This is a genomic window from Streptomyces sp. NBC_00234 (assembly GCF_036195325.1).
Classification (GTDB): Bacteria; Actinomycetota; Actinomycetes; order Streptomycetales; family Streptomycetaceae; genus Streptomyces.
In genome coordinates, this window is record NZ_CP108101.1 from 4,010,752 (window position 1) to 4,031,421 (window position 20,670).

16 protein-coding genes are annotated in these 20,670 nt (G+C 71.3%); 9 read left to right on the forward strand and 7 right to left on the reverse strand.

Annotated elements, in window-relative coordinates; translation table 11 throughout:
• The first annotated feature begins 160 nt into the window (after positions 1-160).
• From OG230_RS17490 to OG230_RS17500, 3 genes are all read left to right on the forward strand, one after another.
• Positions 161-1,987, forward strand: a complete 1,827-nt coding sequence (locus tag OG230_RS17490) for an acyl-CoA dehydrogenase (RefSeq protein ID WP_328911165.1) — start codon at positions 161-163, stop codon at positions 1,985-1,987.
• Between the two features lie 107 nt (positions 1,988-2,094).
• Positions 2,095-2,733 carry a hypothetical protein gene (locus OG230_RS17495; RefSeq protein WP_328911166.1) on the forward strand — a complete coding sequence of 213 codons (639 nt, stop codon included), beginning with the start codon at positions 2,095-2,097 and terminating at the stop codon, positions 2,731-2,733.
• 115 nt (positions 2,734-2,848) lie between these two features.
• Positions 2,849-4,147: a M18 family aminopeptidase gene (locus OG230_RS17500; protein WP_328911167.1), complete on the forward strand. Its 1,299-nt coding sequence runs from the start codon at positions 2,849-2,851 to the stop codon at positions 4,145-4,147.
• Positions 4,148-4,208: 61 nt separating this feature from the next.
• Here the strand turns inward: OG230_RS17500 and OG230_RS17505 are convergent, their stop codons facing one another.
• Positions 4,209-5,363 (reverse strand): hypothetical protein, encoded by a 1,155-nt coding sequence (locus OG230_RS17505; RefSeq protein ID WP_328911168.1) that lies wholly within the window; start codon positions 5,361-5,363, stop codon positions 4,209-4,211.
• A gap of 175 nt (positions 5,364-5,538) precedes the next feature.
• The gene (locus OG230_RS17510) at positions 5,539-6,531 is read right to left on the reverse strand and encodes a GlxA family transcriptional regulator (protein WP_328911169.1); all 993 of its coding nucleotides are present in this window, start codon (positions 6,529-6,531) and stop codon (positions 5,539-5,541) included.
• Positions 6,532-6,680: 149 nt separating this feature from the next.
• Here OG230_RS17510 and OG230_RS17515 point away from each other — a divergent pair, with 149 nt between their 5' ends.
• From OG230_RS17515 to OG230_RS17530, 4 genes are all read left to right on the forward strand, one after another.
• Positions 6,681-7,271, forward strand: coding sequence for an isochorismatase family protein (locus OG230_RS17515; protein ID WP_328911170.1), 591 nt, complete (start codon positions 6,681-6,683; stop codon positions 7,269-7,271).
• 101 nt (positions 7,272-7,372) lie between these two features.
• Positions 7,373-7,591, forward strand: coding sequence for a DUF6458 family protein (locus OG230_RS17520; protein ID WP_328911171.1), 219 nt, complete (start codon positions 7,373-7,375; stop codon positions 7,589-7,591).
• A gap of 124 nt (positions 7,592-7,715) precedes the next feature.
• A complete protein-coding gene (locus OG230_RS17525) occupies positions 7,716-10,493 on the forward strand; it encodes an AfsR/SARP family transcriptional regulator (RefSeq protein WP_328911172.1) in 2,778 nt (925 codons plus the stop codon).
• 249 nt (positions 10,494-10,742) lie between these two features.
• Positions 10,743-11,423 carry a DUF4232 domain-containing protein gene (locus OG230_RS17530; protein ID WP_328911173.1) on the forward strand — a complete coding sequence of 227 codons (681 nt, stop codon included), beginning with the start codon at positions 10,743-10,745 and terminating at the stop codon, positions 11,421-11,423.
• A 286-nt stretch (positions 11,424-11,709) separates the two neighbouring features.
• Here the strand turns inward: OG230_RS17530 and OG230_RS17535 are convergent, their stop codons facing one another.
• Together OG230_RS17535 and OG230_RS17540 are read right to left on the reverse strand one after the other, a co-directional pair.
• Positions 11,710-14,055 (reverse strand): FlgD immunoglobulin-like domain containing protein, encoded by a 2,346-nt coding sequence (locus OG230_RS17535; RefSeq protein WP_328911174.1) that lies wholly within the window; start codon positions 14,053-14,055, stop codon positions 11,710-11,712.
• A gap of 177 nt (positions 14,056-14,232) precedes the next feature.
• Positions 14,233-16,044, reverse strand: a complete 1,812-nt coding sequence (locus OG230_RS17540) for an NHL domain-containing thioredoxin family protein (protein WP_328911175.1) — start codon at positions 16,042-16,044, stop codon at positions 14,233-14,235.
• A gap of 64 nt (positions 16,045-16,108) precedes the next feature.
• On the opposite strand from OG230_RS17540, the gene OG230_RS17545 reads away from it, so the two are divergent.
• The gene (locus OG230_RS17545) at positions 16,109-16,594 is read left to right on the forward strand and encodes an LURP-one-related/scramblase family protein (protein WP_328911176.1); all 486 of its coding nucleotides are present in this window, start codon (positions 16,109-16,111) and stop codon (positions 16,592-16,594) included.
• Between the two features lie 87 nt (positions 16,595-16,681).
• On the opposite strand, the gene OG230_RS17550 is transcribed toward OG230_RS17545, so the two are convergent.
• Complete coding sequence (locus OG230_RS17550; RefSeq protein ID WP_328911177.1) at positions 16,682-17,473, reverse strand: carbon-nitrogen family hydrolase; 792 nt, start codon at positions 17,471-17,473, stop codon at positions 16,682-16,684.
• A 207-nt stretch (positions 17,474-17,680) separates the two neighbouring features.
• On the opposite strand from OG230_RS17550, the gene OG230_RS17555 reads away from it, so the two are divergent.
• A complete protein-coding gene (locus OG230_RS17555; protein WP_328911178.1) occupies positions 17,681-18,505 on the forward strand; it encodes a maleylpyruvate isomerase family mycothiol-dependent enzyme in 825 nt (274 codons plus the stop codon).
• A 69-nt stretch (positions 18,506-18,574) separates the two neighbouring features.
• On the opposite strand, the gene OG230_RS17560 is transcribed toward OG230_RS17555, so the two are convergent.
• Complete coding sequence (locus tag OG230_RS17560) at positions 18,575-19,885, reverse strand: MFS transporter (protein WP_328911179.1); 1,311 nt, start codon at positions 19,883-19,885, stop codon at positions 18,575-18,577.
• Positions 19,882-20,568 (reverse strand): GntR family transcriptional regulator, encoded by a 687-nt coding sequence (locus tag OG230_RS17565; protein WP_328911180.1) that lies wholly within the window; start codon positions 20,566-20,568, stop codon positions 19,882-19,884. The genes OG230_RS17560 and OG230_RS17565 overlap by 4 nt, the downstream gene beginning before the upstream one ends.
• Between the last annotated feature and the right edge of the window lie 102 nt (positions 20,569-20,670).

Below are 20,670 nucleotides of genomic sequence, written 5' to 3' on the forward strand. Positions count from 1 at the left end.
AGAGTAATCGGACACATCAACCCCTTGAGGGGTTGCGTCTTATTACTGACGGGTAGCATCATCGTAGAGGTCAGCTGATATACCCACGCCAGCTCGTCGCCCGACCCTCACCCCTCCCCGGGGCGCTGCGCGCCACTGCTATTGATTACGGAGCCTTCCCATGGGGCACTACAAGTCGAATCTCCGCGACATCGAGTTCAACCTCTTCGAGGTCCTCGGGCGCGACAAGGTGTACGGCACCGGCACGTTCGCCGAGATGGACGTCGACACCGCGAAGACCATCCTCGACGAGGTCACCCGCCTCGCGGAGAACGAGCTCGCCGACTCCTTCGCCGACGCCGACCGCAACCCGCCGGTGTTCGACCCGGAGACCAACACCGCGCCGGTCCCGGACACCTTCAAGAAGTCGTACCAGGCGTTCATGGACTCCGAGTACTGGCGGCTGGGCCTGCCCGAGGAGATCGGCGGCACCACCTCGCCGCGCTCCCTGATCTGGGGCTACGCGGAGCTGCTGCTCGGCGCGAACCCGGCCGTGTGGATGTACTCCTCCGGCCCGGCCTTCGCCGGCATCCTCTTCGACGAGGGCAACGAGGCGCAGAAGAAGATCGCGGAGATCGCCGTCGAGAAGCAGTGGGGCTCGACGATGGTGCTGACCGAGCCCGACGCGGGTTCGGACGTCGGCGCCGGCCGCACGAAGGCCGTCGAGCAGGAGGACGGCTCCTGGCACATCGAGGGTGTGAAGCGCTTCATCACCTCGGGCGAGCACGACATGTCCGAGAACATCATCCACTACGTGCTGGCACGCCCCGAGGGCGCGGGACCGGGCACCAAGGGCCTGTCGCTCTTCATGGTCCCGAAGTTCCACTTCGACTGGACGACGGGCGAGCTGGCCGAGCGCAACGGCGTGTACGCGACGAACGTCGAGCACAAGATGGGCCTCAAGGCGTCCAACACCTGCGAGATGACCTTCGGCGACCAGCACCCCGCCAAGGGCTGGCTGATCGGTGACAAGCACGACGGCATCCGCCAGATGTTCCGCATCATCGAGTTCGCCCGCATGATGGTCGGCACGAAGGCCATCGCGACCCTGTCGACGGGCTACCTGAACGCGCTGGAGTACGCCAAGGAGCGCGTCCAGGGCACCGACCTGTCGCAGTTCATGGACAAGACGGCCCCCAAGGTCACCATCACGCACCACCCCGACGTGCGCCGCTCGCTCATGACACAGAAGGCGTACGCCGAGGGCATGCGCTCCCTCGTGCTGTACACCGCCTCCGTCCAGGACGCGATCCAGGAGAAGGAGGACGCGGGCGAGGACGCGAAGGCGCTGCACGGCCTCAACGACCTGCTGCTCCCGATCGTGAAGGGCTACGGCTCCGAGAAGTCGTACGAGCAGCTGGCGCAGTCGCTCCAGACCTTCGGTGGCTCCGGTTACCTCCAGGAGTACCCGGTCGAGCAGTACATCCGTGACGCCAAGATCGACACCCTGTACGAGGGCACGACGGCCATCCAGGGCCAGGACTTCTTCTTCCGGAAGATCGTCCGCGACCAGGGCGCCTCGCTGAACACGCTCTCCGAGGAGATCAAGAAGTTCCTCGCCGAGAACCACGGCAACGAGGAGCTCAGCGCCTCGGTGGACTCCCTCGCCAAGGCGGCCGTGGACCTTGAGGCGATCGTCGGCACGATGATCACCGACCTCACCGCGACCGGCGAGGACGTCAAGAACATCTACAAGGTGGGCCTCAACACCACCCGCCTGCTGATGGCGTCCGGCGATGTCGTCGTCGGATACCTGCTGCTCAAGGGCGCGGCCGTGGCCGCCGAGAAGCTGCCGACCGCCTCCGCGAAGGACGTCGCCTTCTACCAGGGCAAGATCGCCGCCGCGAAGTTCTTCGCCGCGAACATCCTGCCGGGCGTCGGCGCCGAGCGCGCGCTCGCGGAGTCCGTCGACAACTCGCTCATGGAGCTGGACGAGGCCGCGTTCTAGGAAACCCGGTCCGCGTCCCGCCGAAGGACAGTGAGTGAGAAGGCCCGCCCCGCACCGGGGCGGGCCTTCTCTATGATCGGCATCCGGCCCGAGAAGGAGATGCGATCGTGAGTTCCGCGCGGACAACTGCCCTGCACCGGACGGCCCGAGGCGTGGCGGCGGGGGCAGCGCTGCTGCTGCTCGCGGGCTGCGGTGGTTCGGACGACAAGGCGGCGGCGCTGGACGAGGCGCAGGTCGCCTCGGTGCTTCCGGACCAGGACGCGATGCCGGGCTGGAAGCGCTCCGAGAAGGCTGCCACCTCGCCTATGAACGACCTCATGCGGAGCAACCTCTGCGCGAACAAGGGCAACAAGGGGTGCGAGGAATCCCTGTTCATGGGGACGGTCTCCTTCAGGAACGAGAAGGAGAAGGCCGGGGCCCGGTTCTGGATGATCGCGTACAAGGACGAGAAGGCCGCCGAGGCCGCGTACGACACCCTGTGGAAGAACACCTCGCGTACGACAGGACCGAAGAAGGCCGACCTCGGGCAGGTCGGCGCGGAGCGCGACGCACGACTCGGGACGCAGTACGGCGCGGGCCTCAGCGTCACGGGTCAGATACGGGTCGGCACCGCCGTGCTCTGGCTCGGGTCGGACGCCCTGAGCGAGGAAGCACCCGACCAGGAGCTCACCGAGGACCTCGCGGCGCTGTTCTCCGAGCGCGCGCAGCAGGCCCAGAACGGCGACAAGCCGTCCGCGACGCTCTGACCGGCCCGCTCGCACGGGCAGGAACCGGGCGTAACACCACGCTCCGCACGACCGGCATGTGCCACCGCGGGGCAACCGTGAATCGTCCGGGCCGACCGTCGTTACAGTGAAGAACATGAGTTCTCCCCTCCGCTTCGACCGCGGGCACACCGACGACCTGATGGCATTCCTGATGGCCAGCCCCTCCCCGTACCACGCGGTGGCCTCCGCCGCCGCGCGCCTGGAGAAGGCCGGTTTCCGGCAGGTCGAGGAGACCGCTGCCTGGGACGCCTCCACCGGCGGGAAGTACGTGCTGCGGGGCGGGGCGATCATCGCCTGGTACGTACCGGAGGGCGCCGAGGCGCACACCCCGTTCCGGATCGCCGGGGCGCACACCGACTCGCCGAACCTGCGCGTCAAGCCGCTGCCCGACACCGGTTCGTACGGCTGGCGCCAGGTCGCCGTCGAGATCTACGGCGGGACGCTCCTCAACACCTGGCTCGACCGGGACCTGGGCCTCGCCGGCCGGCTCTCCCTGCGGGACGGCACGCACCGGCTGGTCAACATCGACCGGGCCCTGCTGCGCGTACCGCAGCTGGCCGTCCACCTGGACCGCTCGGCCAACACGGACGGTCTCAAGCTCGACCGGCAGAAGCACATGCAGCCGATCTGGGGGCTCGGGGACGTCGAGGAGGGCGACCTGATCCGGTTCGTCGCCGAGGAGGCGGGCGTCGACGCCGAGGACGTGACCGGCTGGGACCTGATGCCGCACGCCATCGAACCGCCCTCCTACCTGGGCCGGGACGAGGAGCTGCTGGCCGGCCCCCGGATGGACAACCTGCTTTCCGTGCACGCCGCGACCGCCGCGCTCGCCGCCGTCGCCGGGCTGCCGGACGCCGAGATCCCGTACATCCCCGTGCTCGCCGCCTTCGACCACGAGGAGAACGGCTCGCAGTCCGACACCGGCGCCGACGGCCCGCTGCTCGGCACGGTCCTGGAGCGCTCCGTCTTCGCCCGCGGAGGCAGCCTCGAAGACCGTGCCCGGGCCTTCGCCGGCACCGTCTGTCTCTCCTCCGACACCGGGCACGCGGTGCACCCGAACTACGCGGAGCGCCACGACCCGACGCACCACCCGGTCGCCAACGGCGGACCGATCCTCAAGGTCAACGTCAATATGCGGTACGCGACCGACGGCAGCGGCCGGGCCGTGTTCGCGGCGGCGTGCGAGAAGGCCGGCGTGCCGTGGCAGACGTTCGTCTCCAACAACGCGATGCCGTGCGGCACGACGATCGGCCCGATCACTGCGGCCCGCCACGGCATCCAGACCGTCGACGTCGGCGTCGCGATCCTGTCGATGCACAGCGCCCGTGAGCTGTGCGGCGCCGACGACCCGTATCTGCTGGCGAACGCGCTCGCGGCGTTCCTGGCTGGCTGACAAGCGCTGGTACCCCTGTCCGAAGGCGAAGGTCATGCCATCGGACAGGGGCACCCAGTCCCTACGAGACCGTGGTCAGATACATGCCGGAGGCGCCCGCCCCCGCGGTGTTGCGGCAGCTGTAGTTGCCGCTCGGCCGGGCATGGATCAGCGTGAGGCAGCGGCCGAGCGCCAACTGCCCGTAGTAGCTGGGGTGTACGGACTCCTGCACCAGCCCCTGGGTCTCGTTGTTGTCGATCCAGCGAGCCCACTCGCTGGTCGTGGCCGAAGCGGGCACGGTCGAGCTGACCAGCTTGCTGGTCCTCGCACACACCTCACGGCCCTGGAGCATGTCCCTCAGGTCCATGAACTGCACACCCTTGGCACTGGCGACGCCCTTGAGGCGGCTCGCGACCTGGGGCACGAGGGAGTCGCGCGCCCAGTCGGAGTCCTTGTTCCAGAAAGGGCAGCCGCCCGTGTTCACACGGCTCCAGCCGCTCTCCGCGTAGCGGTTCTCGGCGGCGCGCGGGATGGGGGAGGGATACGACTGGAGGACGATCCGGTAGTCCGCCGCGGCGTATCCGGCCCCGGACATGACCGCGCGGACCTCGTCGACGGACTTGCCCACGTCCGCCATGACCGTGTTGATCTTCGAGTCGACGGCGGTCTGCTGGTCGTCGTGGCAGTACGAGTACCAGACGATGTAGTCGGTCGCGCAGGTCCTGATGATGTCCGCGAAGCCCAGGTCGTTGCCGCCGACGGACAGGACGATCAGCTTCACGTCGTTGGCTGCCGCGATGCCGGCGAGCTGGTCGGCCTGCGGAGCCTCGCCCTTGTAGGAACGGCCGCCGTTCGCCGCCCGGAAGACGTTCTGGGTCGTGGCGCCCGAGCAGGCGATGTTGATCAACGCCCCCACCGCACCGGCTGCGCCGTTGACCTCGGCGGAGTCCGAGCGGTGACAGCCGTTCGCCGCCGTGGTGCCGTAGACGCGGCTCGGGTCGTAACCGCTCCCCGTCCATGCCCGGTCGGTCCCGTCGCGGCTCCCGCTGTTCGTAAGGCTGTTGCCCTGCCAGCGGCCGGCCTCGCCGGAGATGTAGCTGTCGCCCATCGTCACGACAGCGGTGGGCCCTGAGCCGGGGCTCGCGACGGCGGGGGAGGCGCCGGCGGCCGTCAGTGCCGCGGCGGCGAGGGAGAGAGCGAGAAACCCGCGAACGGCGCGGTGGGGGGATGAGAGCATGGCTGTTGTTCTCCTGCGTCGGTGCAGAGAAGCGGGGACAGCCGCCGGCCGGTGGCATACGGAATCTGGCACGCCGTGGCTTGTTACCGCTAGGTAGCGCCACGTTTCTCTTTCGTCACGGAGGCGAGCGCACGCTCGGATACGGAACCGGAGTCGGACCCGGAACCGGACCGAGTCATGCCGGGCCGGTCCTGAACCGGCGCCGGTACTCGGTCGGGGTGGTGTCGAGCCTTCGGCGGAAGGCCCTGACGAGGGTGTCGACGGTGCCGAACCCGCAGGCGGACGCCGTACGTTCGAGCGTGGCGTCGGTGGTTTCGAGCTGGATGCGCGCCCTCTCCACACGGACCGACTCGATGTAGGCGTGCGGGGTCGTGCCGAGCTCGTTCTTGAAGATCCGGGTGAGCTGCCGGTCGCTGATGTGGGCGTACGCGGCGAGGTCCGCCACGGTGAGCGGTTCGCCGATGTTGCGCAGGACGTGGTGGCGGAGATCCTCGATGCGCCGGGTCGTGGAGACCTGTTCCAGCGGAACGCTGAACTGGCTCTGCCCGCCGGGCCGCTTGAGGTACATCACGAGCTGCCGGGCGACCCGCAGCGCGACGGCCTCGCCGAGGTCGTCGGCGACGAGGGCGAGCGACAGGTCGAGGCAGGCACTGATCCCCGCGCCGGTCCACACGTCCCCTTCGCGGACGAAGATCGGGTCGGCGTCGACCTCGACCTCCGGATGGTCGGCGGCGAGCTGCTGCGCGGTCGACCAGTGGGTGGTGGCACGCCTGCCGTCGAGGAGTCCGGCGGCGGCGAGGAGGTGCGCCCCGACGCAGACGGAGGTGACCCGTCGCGTCCGCCCGGCGAGCTGTCGCACCCGGCTCACCACCGCGGGGTCGACGAGCGGGTGCACGCGGCCACCGCCGTCGACCTCCACCGCGCCGGGCACCACGAGGGTGTCGATGCTCCTCGTGGACAGTGCGTCGAAGGTGACGTCGGGGAGGATGCGGACCCCGGCGGCCGTGGTGACCGGGTCCATGGTCTCGGCGGCGAGGACCACCTCGTAGCCCGCCGCTTCGTCCGTCTCGCGCCGCGCGAGGGAGAACACCTCGGGCGGTCCGGTGACGTCCAGCAGGTCGACGCCTCCGAAGACGACGATGACGACCAGTCGTTCGACGGTGCTCACAGGGCCCCCGGGGTCGGCGCACTCGATGTCGGTATCTGCATGCTAGATGACATTGCCGACACTCCGGGGTGGGTCATAGCGTCGTCAGGGCAGCCCGCCGCACCGGTGGGCCGCCTCCCCGCCACGAAACCGACAGGTGGTACCCACCCATGCCCCGGACGACCCTGCGCAGGCTCAACGGCTTCGACGACACCCCTCCGAAGCTCGCCGACTCGACCCTGGTCCTCATCGACTACCAGAACACCTACACCACCGGCGTGATGGAACTGGACGGCTGGCAGGCCGCCCTCGACGCCGCCGCCCACCTGCTGGCACGGGCCCGCCGGGAGGGCGCGAAGGTCATCCACGTCATCAACGACGGTGGCGAAGGCACCCCGTACGACATCCGGGCCGAGATCGGCCGGATCCACCCGAGCGTCGCCCCGGCCGACGGCGAGCCCGTCGTCGTCAAGCAGGCCCCGAACGCCTTCGTCGGCACCGACCTGGACCGACACGTCGACGCCGCGGGCAGGAACGACCTGGTCATCGCCGGGTTCATGACGCACATGTGCGTGGCGTTCACCGCCCAGGGCGCCTTCCTGCGGGGCAACCGGCCCACCGTCGTGGCCGACGCCAGTGCCACCCGCGCACTGCCGGTCCTCGGCACCGAACTGGACGCCCGCCAGGTCCACTCCGGCGCCCTCGCCACCATCGCCGATCTCTACGGGGTCGTCGTGCCGTCGCAGAAGGAGATCGGCTGACGAAGGGTCCCGACTGCCGCACGGGGCATGGTCGTTGCCCGGCCGGGTACGCGATCCGTACACCGGCCCGGATCCTCCGGGCCATCGAGGAGGCGGAACTCATGGGACTCGGAGGGTGCATCATCCTCATCGGCGCCGGGGCGGTACTCGCCTTCGCCACCGACTGGAAAATGGACACCGTCAACGTCAGCCTGGTCGGCTGGATCATGATGATCGTCGGCCTCATCGGGGTCTTCGCCTACGCGAGCATCGCGCGCCGCCGCCGCATGGTCGTACCCCCCACCACCGTCGTCTCGGAGGACGAGCGCCGCTACCCGTGACCGGGTGCGGGACGGGCGGTCACGCCCGGGACGACCTGGCATCCGGGCACGGCGGACCCCGATATTCTTAGGGGTACGCGTGCCCTGGTCACCGGGTGCGTCCGTCCCGCAAGGAGAGGCACTCGTGGAGTTCCGGCTGCTCGGCACCGTCTCCGTCGACACCCTCTCCGGCCCCCTCCCGCTCGGGCCCGCCAAACGCCGCAGCCTGCTCGCAGCCCTGCTCCTGCGCGCCAACACCCCGGTGTCCATAGCCCAGCTGACGGACGCCCTGTGGGACGACGAACCGCCGCTGCACGCCCGCACCGTCATCCAGGGACACGTGTCCCGGCTGCGCGCCCTCCTGATCGGGGCCGACGCCGAGGCGTACGAGGTGGAGCTGACCACACTCGGCGACGCCTACCTGCTGCGGGTGCCGGAGTCCCTGCTCGACTCGCAGCGGTTCGAGGAACTGCTCATGCTGGCGCGGGAACAGCGCAGCGCCACCGACACCGTGCTGATGCTCAAGGAGGCGCTGGCACTGTGGCAGGGCCCCCCGCTCACCGGCGTGTTCGCCGGACCTCCGCTCCAGGCCGCCGCTCACTCGCTGGAGGAGTCACGGCTGGCCACCGTCGAGCAACTGGCCGGCGCGTACGCCCGGCTGGGGGAGCACAACCGGGCCGCCGCGGTGCTCCGGGCCGAGGCCGTCGCCCACCCCATGCGGGAGTCGCTGGCGGCGGCACTGATGACGGCCCTGTACCGGTCGGGCCGCCAGTCGGAGGCCCTGGACTGGTTCCACCGCACCCGGCGGCTGCTCGCCGACGAACTCGGCGTCGACCCCGGGCGGGAACTCGCCGACGCGTACGCCCTGATCCTGCGGGGCGACCCCGGGACCGGCCAGCAGCCCGACGAAGGCCCCGGCACGGCACCGGTGGCCCTCACCGTCGACGTGCCGGCCCCCCTCGCCCCCGCACGCGCCCTCGCCCCGCCGCACACCGGCGTCGACCCCCACGCCGCCGACCTGCTGCCCCGCGCACCCCGCGGCTTCCACGGACGCCTGCCCGAACTGGCCTCGCTCTCCCGGGCCGCGGCGGGCGAAGCCCCCATCTGCCTGGTCACCGGCCCGACGGGCGTGGGCAAGACCGCACTCGCCCTCCAGTGGGCGCACCGCAACGTGGCCGCCTTCCCGGACGGACGGCTCTTCGCCGACCTGCGCGGATTCAGCGACACCGGGGACCCCTCACCCCTGGAGATCCTGCGCGAGTTCCTGCTCGCACTCGGCGTCGCACCGCGCCGGGTTCCCGAAACCGTCCAGGCCGCCGCCGCACTCTTCCGGTCCATGACCGCCCGGCGCAGCCTGCTCGTCGTACTCGACAACGCCCGCGACTCCGCCCAGCTCAGGCCACTGCTGCCCGGCGGCACCGACTGCGTCACCGTCGTCACCAGTCGCCACCGGCTCGAAGGCATCATCGCCTCGGACGCCGCCCGGCCCGTCGCGCTCGACACCCTCGGCCCCCAGGACGGTGTGGCCCTGCTGGCCGGCGTACTCGGCGAGGAACGGGTACTCGCCGAACCGGTGGCCGCCCGCCGCCTCGCCGAGCTGTGCGGCGGCCTCCCCCTCGCCCTGCGGGTGACCGCGGCCCGCCTCGCGGGCCGCCCGCAGCGCACCCTCGCCGGCACGGCCGCGGAACTGGCCGACGAGCAGCACCGGCTGACCTACCTCGAAGGGGAGGACACCGGCGTCTCCGCCGCACTGCGGCTGACCGTCCATCAACTGCCGCCCGAAGCCGTCCACCAGTTCGCCCGCCTCGGCCACCACCCCGGCGGCCACTTCGACCCGTACACCGCCGCCGCACTCGCCGGCAGCGACCCGGTCACCGCGACGACCGCGCTGGAACGCCTCGCCGCCGCCCACCTCGTCACCGAGACGGCTCCCGGCCACTGGATCCTCCACGACCTCGTACGCCTGTACGCCCGCGGCCTGGACCCGGAATCGGCGCACGAAGCCCTCGTCCGGGTCCTCGACCACTACATCGCCACCGCGCTCGCCGCCGCCGACACGGCCGAACCCGGCGGCGAGTCCTGCTTCGTCCTGCCGGACGGCTTCCACCGGCCCACCGCCGTACGGGACTTCACCGACCGGGCCGAGGCGATGCACTGGCTGGCCACCGAGCGCGAGAACCTGACCCTGGCGACCGCCGCGGCCCGCACCGCCGGACTCGACGACCGGTCCTGGCGGATCACCCTGCTCCAGTGGCCCCAAGTGGTCTGGCGGGTACGGGACAACTGGACCCCGATGCTGGAGACGGCCCTCGACGCCGCACGCGCCCTGGGCGATCCGTACGCCGAGTCACGGGTGACCACGCTGCTGGGCTGGGTCCTGACCGAGGAGGGCCGCACCGCCGAGGCCCTCGCCCTCCTGGAACGCTCCCCGGACCTCGCCCGGCGGGCCGGCGACCCGCTCGGCGAGGCGACCGCACTGATCAACCTGGCCATCGTCCAGGCCGAACAGGGCGCACTCGACGAGGCGTTGGAGGGCTGCGAGCGTGCCATCGAGCTCGCCCGCGCCGAGCAGGACGCCCACACCAAGATGCTCGCCCTGCAACACCTCGCCCGGATGCAGCTCGCCGCCGACCGGCCGCAGGAGGCCCTCGACGCCGCCCGCACCGCCCTCGACCTCGGCCCCGAACACGAGGAGGCGGCCCGCCGGGTGCTGCTCACGACCGTGTGCGGCGAGGCGCATCTGGCGCTGGGCGCGAAGAGCGACGGCATCCGGCTGCTGGACCGGGCCGCCCGGGAGGCCGAGGACACCGGATTCAGCGAGGGCGCGGTACGGGCCCTCGGCGCGCTGTGGCAGGTCACCGCCGACCCGGACCACGGCAGGCGGTACGAGCAGGCGGTACGCCGGCTCTCCGACGACGGGTGATCCACCCTCTCCCGGACCGCGGGCGCGCGGAGCGCACCGGCGGACAGCGGCAGACGTCGGCGGGACGTTAGCGGCACAACAGCGAAACGTCACCGCCGGGCGGCAGACTCATGAATGTCAGCAGGTCAGGGGCGTTGCACCCGCAGCACGCGGAGCCGCTCCGGGCCCTGGCTCCACTCAGCCGCAGGACCGTCGGGCCGGATCACCGGACACGCCGGACTCCACACCACCCGCCCCGGGGGAACTCTCATGCGTACGTCCCGTCACCGCTCCGCCCTGCTCGCCGCCGCGACCACGGCCGCGCTCGCCCTCGCCCTCACCGCCTGCGGTGGGGAGGGCACCGGCACGCAGTCCGCAGGCCCGGCGGACAACAGCTCCGCACCGGCCGCCGCGGGCTCCTCGCAGGACGCCGGCGCCACCAAGGACACCTCGAAGGACACCACCGCGGCCAAGACCACGGGCAACGGCTCCGGCACCGCGGACAGCACCGGCGGCGATGCCGCCGCGTCCGCGCCGGCCTGCACCACCGAGGACGTCGCCATCAGCGCCGCCCGCCAGGACGGCCCGCCCTACACGCACCTCGTCCTGACCGCGAAGAACACCTCCGGCCACAGCTGCACGATCAAGGGCTTCCCGAAGATCCAGTTCCTGGAGAGCCACAAGGAGGACGTGCCCGCCGTCGCCAAGAGCAAGCCGGCCGCCCCCGTCGTGCTGGAGGCCGGCGCCCCGGCCTACGCCCTGGTGAAGCTGTCCGACGGCGGCACCGACGAGGAGAACGAGCCGGTGTCGGCCTTCGCCCTCTGGCTGGAGGGCGGCGACGGCATGGCCACCGTGAACGCGCCCGGCGAGGGCGGCATCGCCGTCGACCCGGCCGTCTGGGCGACCGGCTACTGGACCCACGAACTCCGCAACGGCGCCGACGAGTTCTGAGCGCCGGCTCCCCGAGCGGAGCGCGGGCGCCCGCCACCCCGAACGGGGCGCGGACCGGCCCCCTGAACGGCCCGCGGGCCCGGTCCGGTGGAATCCACCGCACCGGGCCCGCCCGCGCACCCGGGCACACCGCCGTCACGCGGCCACCCGGCCCCCGTACCCACACCGCCACCGCGACCGGCCCTCGCCGGTCGCGGCGGACGGCAGTCCGACGACAGGGCCTGAGGTTTCGTTCGGATCCGCGAGCCCGGCGTGATCCGAACGAGAGGCCCCAGGACGACAGGCCCTAGCGGCCCGCGTCCGTCACCGTGAACGTGCCCGTCCGGACCAGCGCGGCACCCGTGCCGTCCTCCGGCGGGGCGGTGAGCGTCCAGGAGTACGTACCCGTCGCGGCCTCGGAACCGTCCGCGCCCCTGCCGTCCCAGGCGGCGGAGAGCGCCGCACCCGTCGCGGTCGCGTCCAACGTGCGGATCACCTTGTTGTTGCGCTTGACGACCACCGTGGCCCCGGCCGCCGGCTTCGAGAGCTGCCACGCGGCTGCCCAGTCCGCCGCCCCCCGGACGTACGAGGTGTCCGCCCCGGCGCCGGTCGCCGTCAGCGGCTGCGTGGGCACCCCGCTCTCCACCGCGCGGACCGTACCCGCCGCGTCGAGCCAGGCGACGCCGCCGCCGAACTTGTCGACGTCGTAGCTCTTCCACGTCGAGACGGCGGGCAGGTCACCGAGCACCCGGGGCGTTCCGGCCGCACCGGTGTGGAAGTCCGTGAGCCGCAGTTGCCCCGCCGCCCCGTCGTGGCCGGCCACGAAACCGTCGCCGAGCATTCCGCGCTCCGGCAGTTCGATGTTCCTGCCGGTCTCCAGGTCGTACACACCGAAGTCGTACGCGTCCGGGGAGGAACCGCCGGACGGCATGCAGTCCCAGTACACCCAGCGGCCGACGGCCTGGAGGTCCTGGATCTGGCAGGCGGCGTCGACGGAGTAGGACGTGACCTGCGAGGTCACCAGGTCACGTGACTCGATCCGCCCCCAGGTCCCGTCCGTGGTCCAGAGCTGCCCGCCCCAGACGGCCGCGGCCGAGGTGTTCACCTCCTGGATCACCGCGCCGCCACCGGGCGCCGCCAGGTCGACGACCGACCGCTCGTTGCCGCCGCCGACCACCGCGTACCGGCCCGCGACATCGCGCAGCAGCCGGCCCGAGGTCTCCGGAGTCGTGCGGTCGAAGAGCACCGTCTCGGTGCGTTCGCCGGAGGCCGTCGCCCGCACCAGCAGGTCCCGCTGCGTCGCCGCGTCGTGCCGGACGTGGACGACCGCGCCGTCACCGGCCCCGAGCGGCTGACCGTAGGTGTCCCCGTAGGGAGCGGTCGTGACCTGGGCCCGTGGGCCCGCGGCGGGCGTCCCGGTCAGAGTGACCTTCCGGGTCACGTACGCCGGCCGCGGCGCGCTGTCCGCCTCCTTGGTCACCAACTGACCGCCCGCCAGCGCCACTCCGCGCACCTCGGCCGACCGGGACGGCACCTCGTCGAGCGTACGGAGGGACAGGGTGCCGTCCGCCGCGACCTCGACGCGGCGGACCGCCCAGTCACCGGCGTCCGCGCCGCCGACCGCGATCGCGCCGCCGCCCGGGATCTGCTGGAGGCCGGACTGCGCCGCGTCCAGCAGGGTGCGGGCCGGTCCGCCGTCGAACGGGGTGGCCCTCAGGGGCCCGCCCCTCTTCAGCGGCGGGTTCTGCTCGGTGGGCTCCTCCGGCCGGTACGAGGTCAGCAGCCACTCGCCCGCCAACCCGATGACGGGCGCGCCTTCCTCGGACTCCGGTACGGTCACGGCCGTCTGCGCCCCGGTGGGGTCGTCGCGGCGGACCACACGGGCCTGGCCCGTGCCCTCCTGGTACCAGGCGAGGTGGGTGGGCGAGAGGACGGCCTGCAGGGGCTTCGAGTCGTCACGGGCGCTCGTGGGGACGGCCGTGACCGCACCGGTGGTGAGGTCGAGGAGGCCGAGCGTGTGGGTGCGGGTGAACTTCAGCAGGACCGACCGGCCGTCCCCGGCCAGCACCGGGGACGCGGCGAAGGCCAGCCCCTCCGGCGGGTCGACGGCGGTGTCCGTGGTCACGCCGTCCTGGTCCTGGAGGAGGTGCACCTTGTCGATCTGCCACACCTCGTTGTACGAGGTCGTGAGCACGGTCCTGCCGAACGAGGCGACGACCGTCTGCCCGTCCGGCACGGTGAGATCACCGGTCTCGCCGGTGGCGGGGTCGAGGAGCCGCACGGTGTCGTACGAGCCCGAGTCCACCGGGAGGATGTCGGTGCCCGCCCCGTAGTAGCCCTGCTGGCCGGGGAGTGTTCCGGTGAAGCCCTCCACGGTCCGCTCGGTGCCGTCGTAACTCCGCCACCGGTACGGGGCGGTGGAGCCGTCCTCCGTCGCCCGGCGGTGCAGGTAGCCGGTGTCCCCGGCCGCGTACAGGGTGTCCTGGACCGGTGTGTAGCGGTCCGGCGCGGTGATGGTGAGTCCGCCGGAGTCGGCGCGGGCCTCGGTGGCGAGGAGCGGCACCGCCCCGGTGGCGAGCGCGAGCGCGGCGACGGCGGCCACACCGCCGCGGCTGAAGGTGAAGTGAGAAGCAACCAGATGACGACTCGTCACACATTCTCCCAGAAAGGCATGGTGAAGGAGGGCGTTCCGAGCCCCTCCTCGAACAAGCGTCCGAGATATAACACGCCACGGGAGAGCCGTACCAGCCACATGACAAATGCCCCAGAGCGGATCCGAAGGGAAGGATTCCGCTCTGGGGCAGAGGAGTTGGGCGGGGTACGGGAGAGGTCAGGCGTCCATGCCCGCGAGCACCAGCGGCAGCCGGGACACGCCGTCCGCGGTCACACGGAGGGGCACACCCCAGTCCTGCTGGTGGACGTGACAGGCGGGGTACTCGTTCTCCGGATCGTCGTCGCAGGACGCCGCCATCGCCGAGACGTGCAGCACGCCTTCGGTGACCCCGTCGGCCAGGACCAGATCACGGAACAGGTCGGTCCCGGGACCCGCGCCCTCCGCCAGCAGTTCGGGCGGGGTCGAGGAGACCAGCAGCCGCGTCGAGGGACCGTACCGGGTGTCCAGCTTCTGCCCGGCCGGCGCCTGGAAGACGACATCGAGCCGGAGCGCTCCCGGTGCGACCTCGGTGGCCGCCCGCCGGGTCCGGTGGGCCTCGCCCGCGACGCGTACCGCCTCCTCGGGCAGCCGCAGCCGGGTCAGCCGGTGCCGGGCCGACTCCACGACCACCAGATCGCCCTCGACCAGCACGGCGTCGCTCGGCTCCCGCAGGTCCGTGGCCAGCGTGGTGACCTCGCCGCTCTCGGGGTCGTACCGGCGCAGCGCGTGGTTGTACGTGTCGCAGACGGCGACCGATCCGTCCGGCAGCGCGGTCACGCCCAGCGGGTGCTGGAGGAGGGCCTGTTCCGCGGCGCCGTCACGGTGACCGAAGTCGAAGAGCCCCGTGCCGACCGCCGTGCGGACGGAACCGTCCCGCTCGACGTACCGCAGGGCGGAGGTCTCCGAGTCCGCGACCCACAGCCGCTCCCCGTCGAAGGACGTGGCGAGGCCGGACGGCTGGGCGAACCACGCCTCGGCCGCGGGCCCGTCGACCAGGCCCTCGTTCGTCGTACCCGCGGCGACCCGCACGGTCAGGGTCTCCGGGTCGTACGTCCACAGCTGGTGCACGCCCGCCATCGCGATCCACAGACGGTCGCCGAACCAGGCGATGTCCCACGGCGAGGAGAGGTCGACGTCCCGGGCCGGACCGTGACTCGGCGCCCCCTGCCACCACTGGCGGCCGGTCCCGGCGAGCGTGACCGTCAGCCCCGTCTCCAGGTCGAGGGCCCGGATCGCGTGGTTGACCGTGTCCGCGACGGCGACGCGCCCGTCGGGCAGGACGGCCAGCCCCTGCGGCTCGCTGAACCTGACCTCGTCCGGCCCGCCGTCCACCAGCCCGCGCTCACCCGAACCGAAGGACCGGCGCACACTCTCGCCGTCCTCGTCCAGCTCGACCAGCCGGTGCCGGGTGGTGTCGGAGACCAGGAAGCCACCGCCGGGGAGGGCGAGTGCCTTCCCGGGAAAGCGCAGATGCGTGGCGACCGGCTCCGGAGCGACATAGGGACCATCGCCCCGCCGCAGCGTGCCCTTCTCCGCGTGTTCGGTCTCCAGCTCCTCGACCAGCTTCTCGATGGCGTGCGCGTGCCCCTCACCCGCGTGCTGGGCGACGACGTACCCCTCGGGATCGATGACGACGAGCGTCGGCCAGGCCCGCACGGCGTACTGCTTCCAGGTGGCGAGCTCGGGATCGTCCAGGACCGGGTGATGCACCTCGTACCGCTCGACCGCGTCGACGACGGCCTGGTGCTCCGCCTCGTGCACGAACTTGGGCGAGTGCACACCGATGATGACCACCGTGTCGCGGTGCTTCTCCTCCAGCTCGCGCAGCTCGTCGAGGACGTGCAGACAGTTCACACAGCAGAACGTCCAAAAATCCAAGATCACAATGCGCCCTCGCAGGTCAGCGAGGGTGTACTGCTTATCGCCTGTATTGAGCCAGCCACCCTTGCCGATCAGCTCGGGGGCCCGGACGCGCGCACGTGTAGCCATACCGACAGTCAACATCACCTCGGCCTGCGCGCATTCCGGAGGGGGCTCGGGGACCCTGTCAGCCATGAGACTTCTCGTACGTGAGCGACTGTTCGCCGTCGGTGACGACTACTGGATCGAGGACACCGAGGGACGCAAGGTCTTCCATGTCGACGGCAAGGCCATGCGGCTGCGGGACACCTTCGAGCTGAAGGACCCGCAGGGCCGGATTCTCATCGAGTTGCGGCAGAAGCTGATCAGCCTGCGCGACACGATGGTCATCGAACGCGACGGCGAAGAGCTCGCCAAGGTCAAGCGGAAGCGGCTGTCGCTGCTGCGCAACCACTACCGGGTCACCCTGGTCGACGGCACCGAACTCGACGTCAGCGGGCGGATTCTGGACCGTGAGTTCGCCATCGACTACGACGGGGAGCTGCTCGCCCAGATCTCCCGGCGCTGGCTCACCGTCCGCGACACCTACGGGATCGACGTCGTCCGCGAGGACGCCGACGCCGCGCTGCTCATCGCCGTGTCGATGTGCGTCATCGTGCTCGCGGACAAGGAGGAGTAGGAGTGCCGCCGGCCCCGGCCGCGGGGGCAGCCGGGGTCCGTTTCACGTGAAACGCCGGGACCGTCCCGCGTCGCGCCCATTGACGGGTCAGCGGGGCGGGGCGAGGCCCAGGCGCCGGTCCTTCAGGGCCGGGAACTGCTCCCGGGTGGTGGCGGTCCGCGCCGGGTCGAACTCGACGGTCAGGATCTCCTCGTCCGCGCCCGCCTCGGCCAGCACCTCGCCCCACGGGTCCACGACGATGCTGTGACCGGCCTGCTGGATACCGGCGTGGGTGCCGGCGCTGCCGACGGCCAGGACGTACGCCTGGTTCTCGACGGCGCGGGCCTGCGCCAGCAGCGTCCAGTGGGCGCGGCGGCGTTCCGGCCAGCCGGCCGCGACGACCAGGGTCTCGGCGCCCGCGTCGACGAGTCCGCGGAAGAGTTCGGGGAAGCGCAGGTCGTAGCAGGTGGCGAGGCCCAGGGTGGTCTGCGGCAGGGCGGCCGTGACCAGTTCCTCGCCGGAGCCCATCATCACCGCCTCGCCCTTGTCGAAGCCGAAGAGATGGATCTTGCGGTACGTGGCCACGCGCTCGCCCTCGGGCGAGAAGACCAGCGAGGTGTTGTAGAGGGCACCGTCCGCGGCGCGCTCCACGAAGGAGCCGGCGTGCAGCCAGACCCCGGCCTCGGCCGCGGCCTTCGCCATCGCCTCGTGCGTCGGGCCCACGAGGGGTTCGGCCTCGTCCTCGAAAGCGGTGTACGCGAAGGCGCCCACCGGCCAGAGTTCGGGGAGAACCACCAGATCCGCGCCCTGCTGGGAGACGACCAGGGAAGCCGCGCGATCTCTGCGGGCATTGACGGATTCGTCCGGGTCTACTGCGATCTGGATGAGGGAGGCGCGCACACTACCACCGTCCTGGCATTCGAGCCGTCAACACGGGCCTACGATCGTCACACGAAAGCACTGCCGGGGTGCCTGCTCGCAGCGTAACTTAGCGAGCGAACCTCAGACGCAGAGCCGTAGCCCGCAGACAGCGCCGTCAGTGCCGGCCCACACGCCGGTACTCCCTGCTCTCCAGCCCATGCACCGCAGAACCGCACGAGGGGTCCCGTGACCGTCCATCCCAGCCTCCAGACCTACGCCGACGCCTGGACCCACTCCATCGAGTCGATAGCCGAGCTGGTGACGCCGCTCGTCGAAGGGGAGTGGAATCGCCGTACGCCGTGCCCCGGCTGGTCGGTGCGCGACATCGTGTCGCACATCATCGGCATGGAGTGCGAACAGCTCGGCGACCCCCGCCCGATCCACACGCTGCCCCGCGATCTCTACCACGTGCAGAACGACTTCACCCGGTACATGGAGATGCAGGTCGACGTGCGCCGGCACCACACGGCGCCGGAGATGACCTCCGAGCTGGAGTACACCGTCATCCGCCGCGCCCGTCAGCTGCGCAACGAGTCGCGGGCCCCCGAAACCATGGTCCGGGCACCGCTGGGTACTGAGCAGACGCTGGAACTGGCCCTGCACATGCGCGCCTTCGACGTCTGGGTGCACGAGCAGGACCTGCGTACGACGCTGGGTCAGCCGGGCAACCTGGACTCCCCCGGCGCTCTCGTCGCCCGGGACACCCTGCTCGCCGCCCTGCCGAAGGTCGTCGCCAAGAACGCGGGCGCGCCCGCCAATTCGGCGGTCGTGCTCGATGTGCACGGGCCGGTGGAGTTCCTGCGCACCGTCCGCGTCGACGCGGAGGGCCGTGGCTCGATCGACGGGGCGCCGTCCCTCGGTCCCGCGGTGACGCTGGCGATGGACTGGGAGACGTACTACCGCCTCGCCTGCGGCAGGGTGCGGGCGACGGCCGTCGCGGACCGGATCAAGGTCGAGGGCGACCAGGATCTCGCGGCGGCGATCCTGCACAACTTCGCCGTGACGCCGTAGTCCCACCGGTCGGCGGCGCCCGTCCTGGAGTACGAGACGGGCGCGCCGCCGGCCGGGGCGCGCCGGGTGTCATGCGGGGACGTGCACGGCCTCGACCCTGCTGACCACGTGGTGATCGCGCTCCCTGAGCGCCGCCCTGGCGCGCAGCCGCAGGATCTGGGTGATGCCGAGTGCCTCCAGGACGAAGACGGAGGCGAAGGCGATCCGGTAGTTGTCGCCGGTCGCGTCCAGCAGCACACCGACCGCGAAGAGCGTGGTCATCGAGGCGATGAAGCCGCCCATGTTCACGATTCCCGATGCGGTGCCCTGGCGCTCCGGGGGGTTGGCGGGGCGTGCGAAGTCGAAGCCGATCATCGAGGCGGGTCCGCAGGCGCCGAGCACCACGCACAGGGTGATCAGCAGCCACATCGGCGCATGGTCGCCCGGGTGGAAGATCGCCGCGGCCCACAGGGTGGCCGTCAGCGCGACCGTGCCGAGCGCCAGTGGGGTGCGTGCCGCGTGGTGCCGGGCGATGACCTGGCCGTAGACGAGTCCCACCGCCATGTTGGAGAGCACCACGAGGGTGAGCAGTTCACCGGCGGTTCCACGGCTCAGCCCCTGTGCCTCCACCAGGAACGGCATGCCCCACAGGAGCAGGAAGACCATGGCGGGGAACTGGGTGGTGAAGTGCACCCACATGCCGAGCCGGGTGCCGGGTTCCCGCCACGCGGCGGCGATCTGCTTGCGTACGTAGGCGGCGCCGGCGTGCTCGGCGGGCGGGGGTTCGTGTCCCTCCGGGTGGTCCTTGAGGAACAGCAGCAGCAGGACGAGGACGACGACGCCCGCCGCCGCGCTGCCGACGAAGGTGGTCGTCCAGCCGAAGCCGTGCAGCGCGCGTGCGATGAACAGGGTGGAGACGAGGTTGCCCGCCATCCCGAACAGTGCGGCGACCTGCCCGATCATCGGCCCGCGCCGGGCCGGGAACCACCGACTGCCGAGCCGCAGCACGCTGATGAACGTCATCGCGTCGCCGCAGCCGAGCAGGGCGCGGGAGGCCAGCGCCATCCCGTACGAGGGGGAGAGCGCGAAGCCGAGCTGTCCGAGGGTGAACAGCACGGCCCCGATGGTGAGGACCTTCTTGGTGCCGAGCCGGTCGACCATCAGCCCGACGGGTATCTGCATGCCCGCGTAGACGAGCAGTTGGAGGATGGAGAACGTGGAGAGCGCGGAGGCGTTGACGTCGAAGCGGTCGGCGGCGTCGAGTCCGGCGACTCCCAGGCTCGTACGGAAGATGATGGCGACGAAGTAGACGGCGACGCCGACGCCCCAGACCTGGGCGGCGCGCCGGCCTCCGGGTGGGTCGCCGGGCAGGGAGAGGGTGGGGGCGGCCCCGGAACTCACCGGTCCTCACCCCGGACCAGCACCTTGACCCGGCTGACGTGGCGCCGTACGACCTGCGCGGCGCCGTCCGCGTCTCCGGCCCTGATGGCTTCCAGGAGTTCACCGTGCTCGGTGATGTTCGCGGCGATCCGGCCGGGGTGTGCTTCCAGGACGGCGACGCCCATCCGCAGCTGCCGGTCGCGCAGCTGGTCGTAGAGGCGCGAGAGGATCTCGTTGCCCGCGTTCCGCACGATCTCGGCGTGGAAGCAGCGGTCGCTCACGGCGACGGCGGCGAGGTCGCCGGCCTCGGACTTCTGGCGCTGCTCCTCGAGCAGGTCCTCAAGCCGGCGGATCAGCTGGGGCGACGCGGGTACCGCCTTGCGGGCGGCGAACTCCTCGACCAGCAGCCGGGTCTCCACCACGTCCGCGATCTCCTGCGCGGAGACGGCGAGGACGAGGGCGCCCTTCTTCGGGTAGAGCTTGATGAGCCCTTCGACCTCCAGCCGCAGCAGTGCCTCGCGCACGGGGGTGCGGGAGACGCCGACGGCTTCCGCCAGATCGCCTTCGGTGAGGAGCGTCCCGCCCTGGTACCGGCGGTCGAGGACGGCGTCCTTGATGTGGGTGTAGACGCGGTCGGCGGCGGGGGGCTGCTTGAGGGAGGTCTTGGCCGGAGGCTTCGCTGGGGCAGAGGGCGCGACAGGCATGCGCACAGCATAGATACAACATGGACGCATGTGGTGATCCGTCCAGGATATGAAATCCCGTGAGCCGCCGGCCGGGCTCCGAAATTCCCCTGAATTCACTCC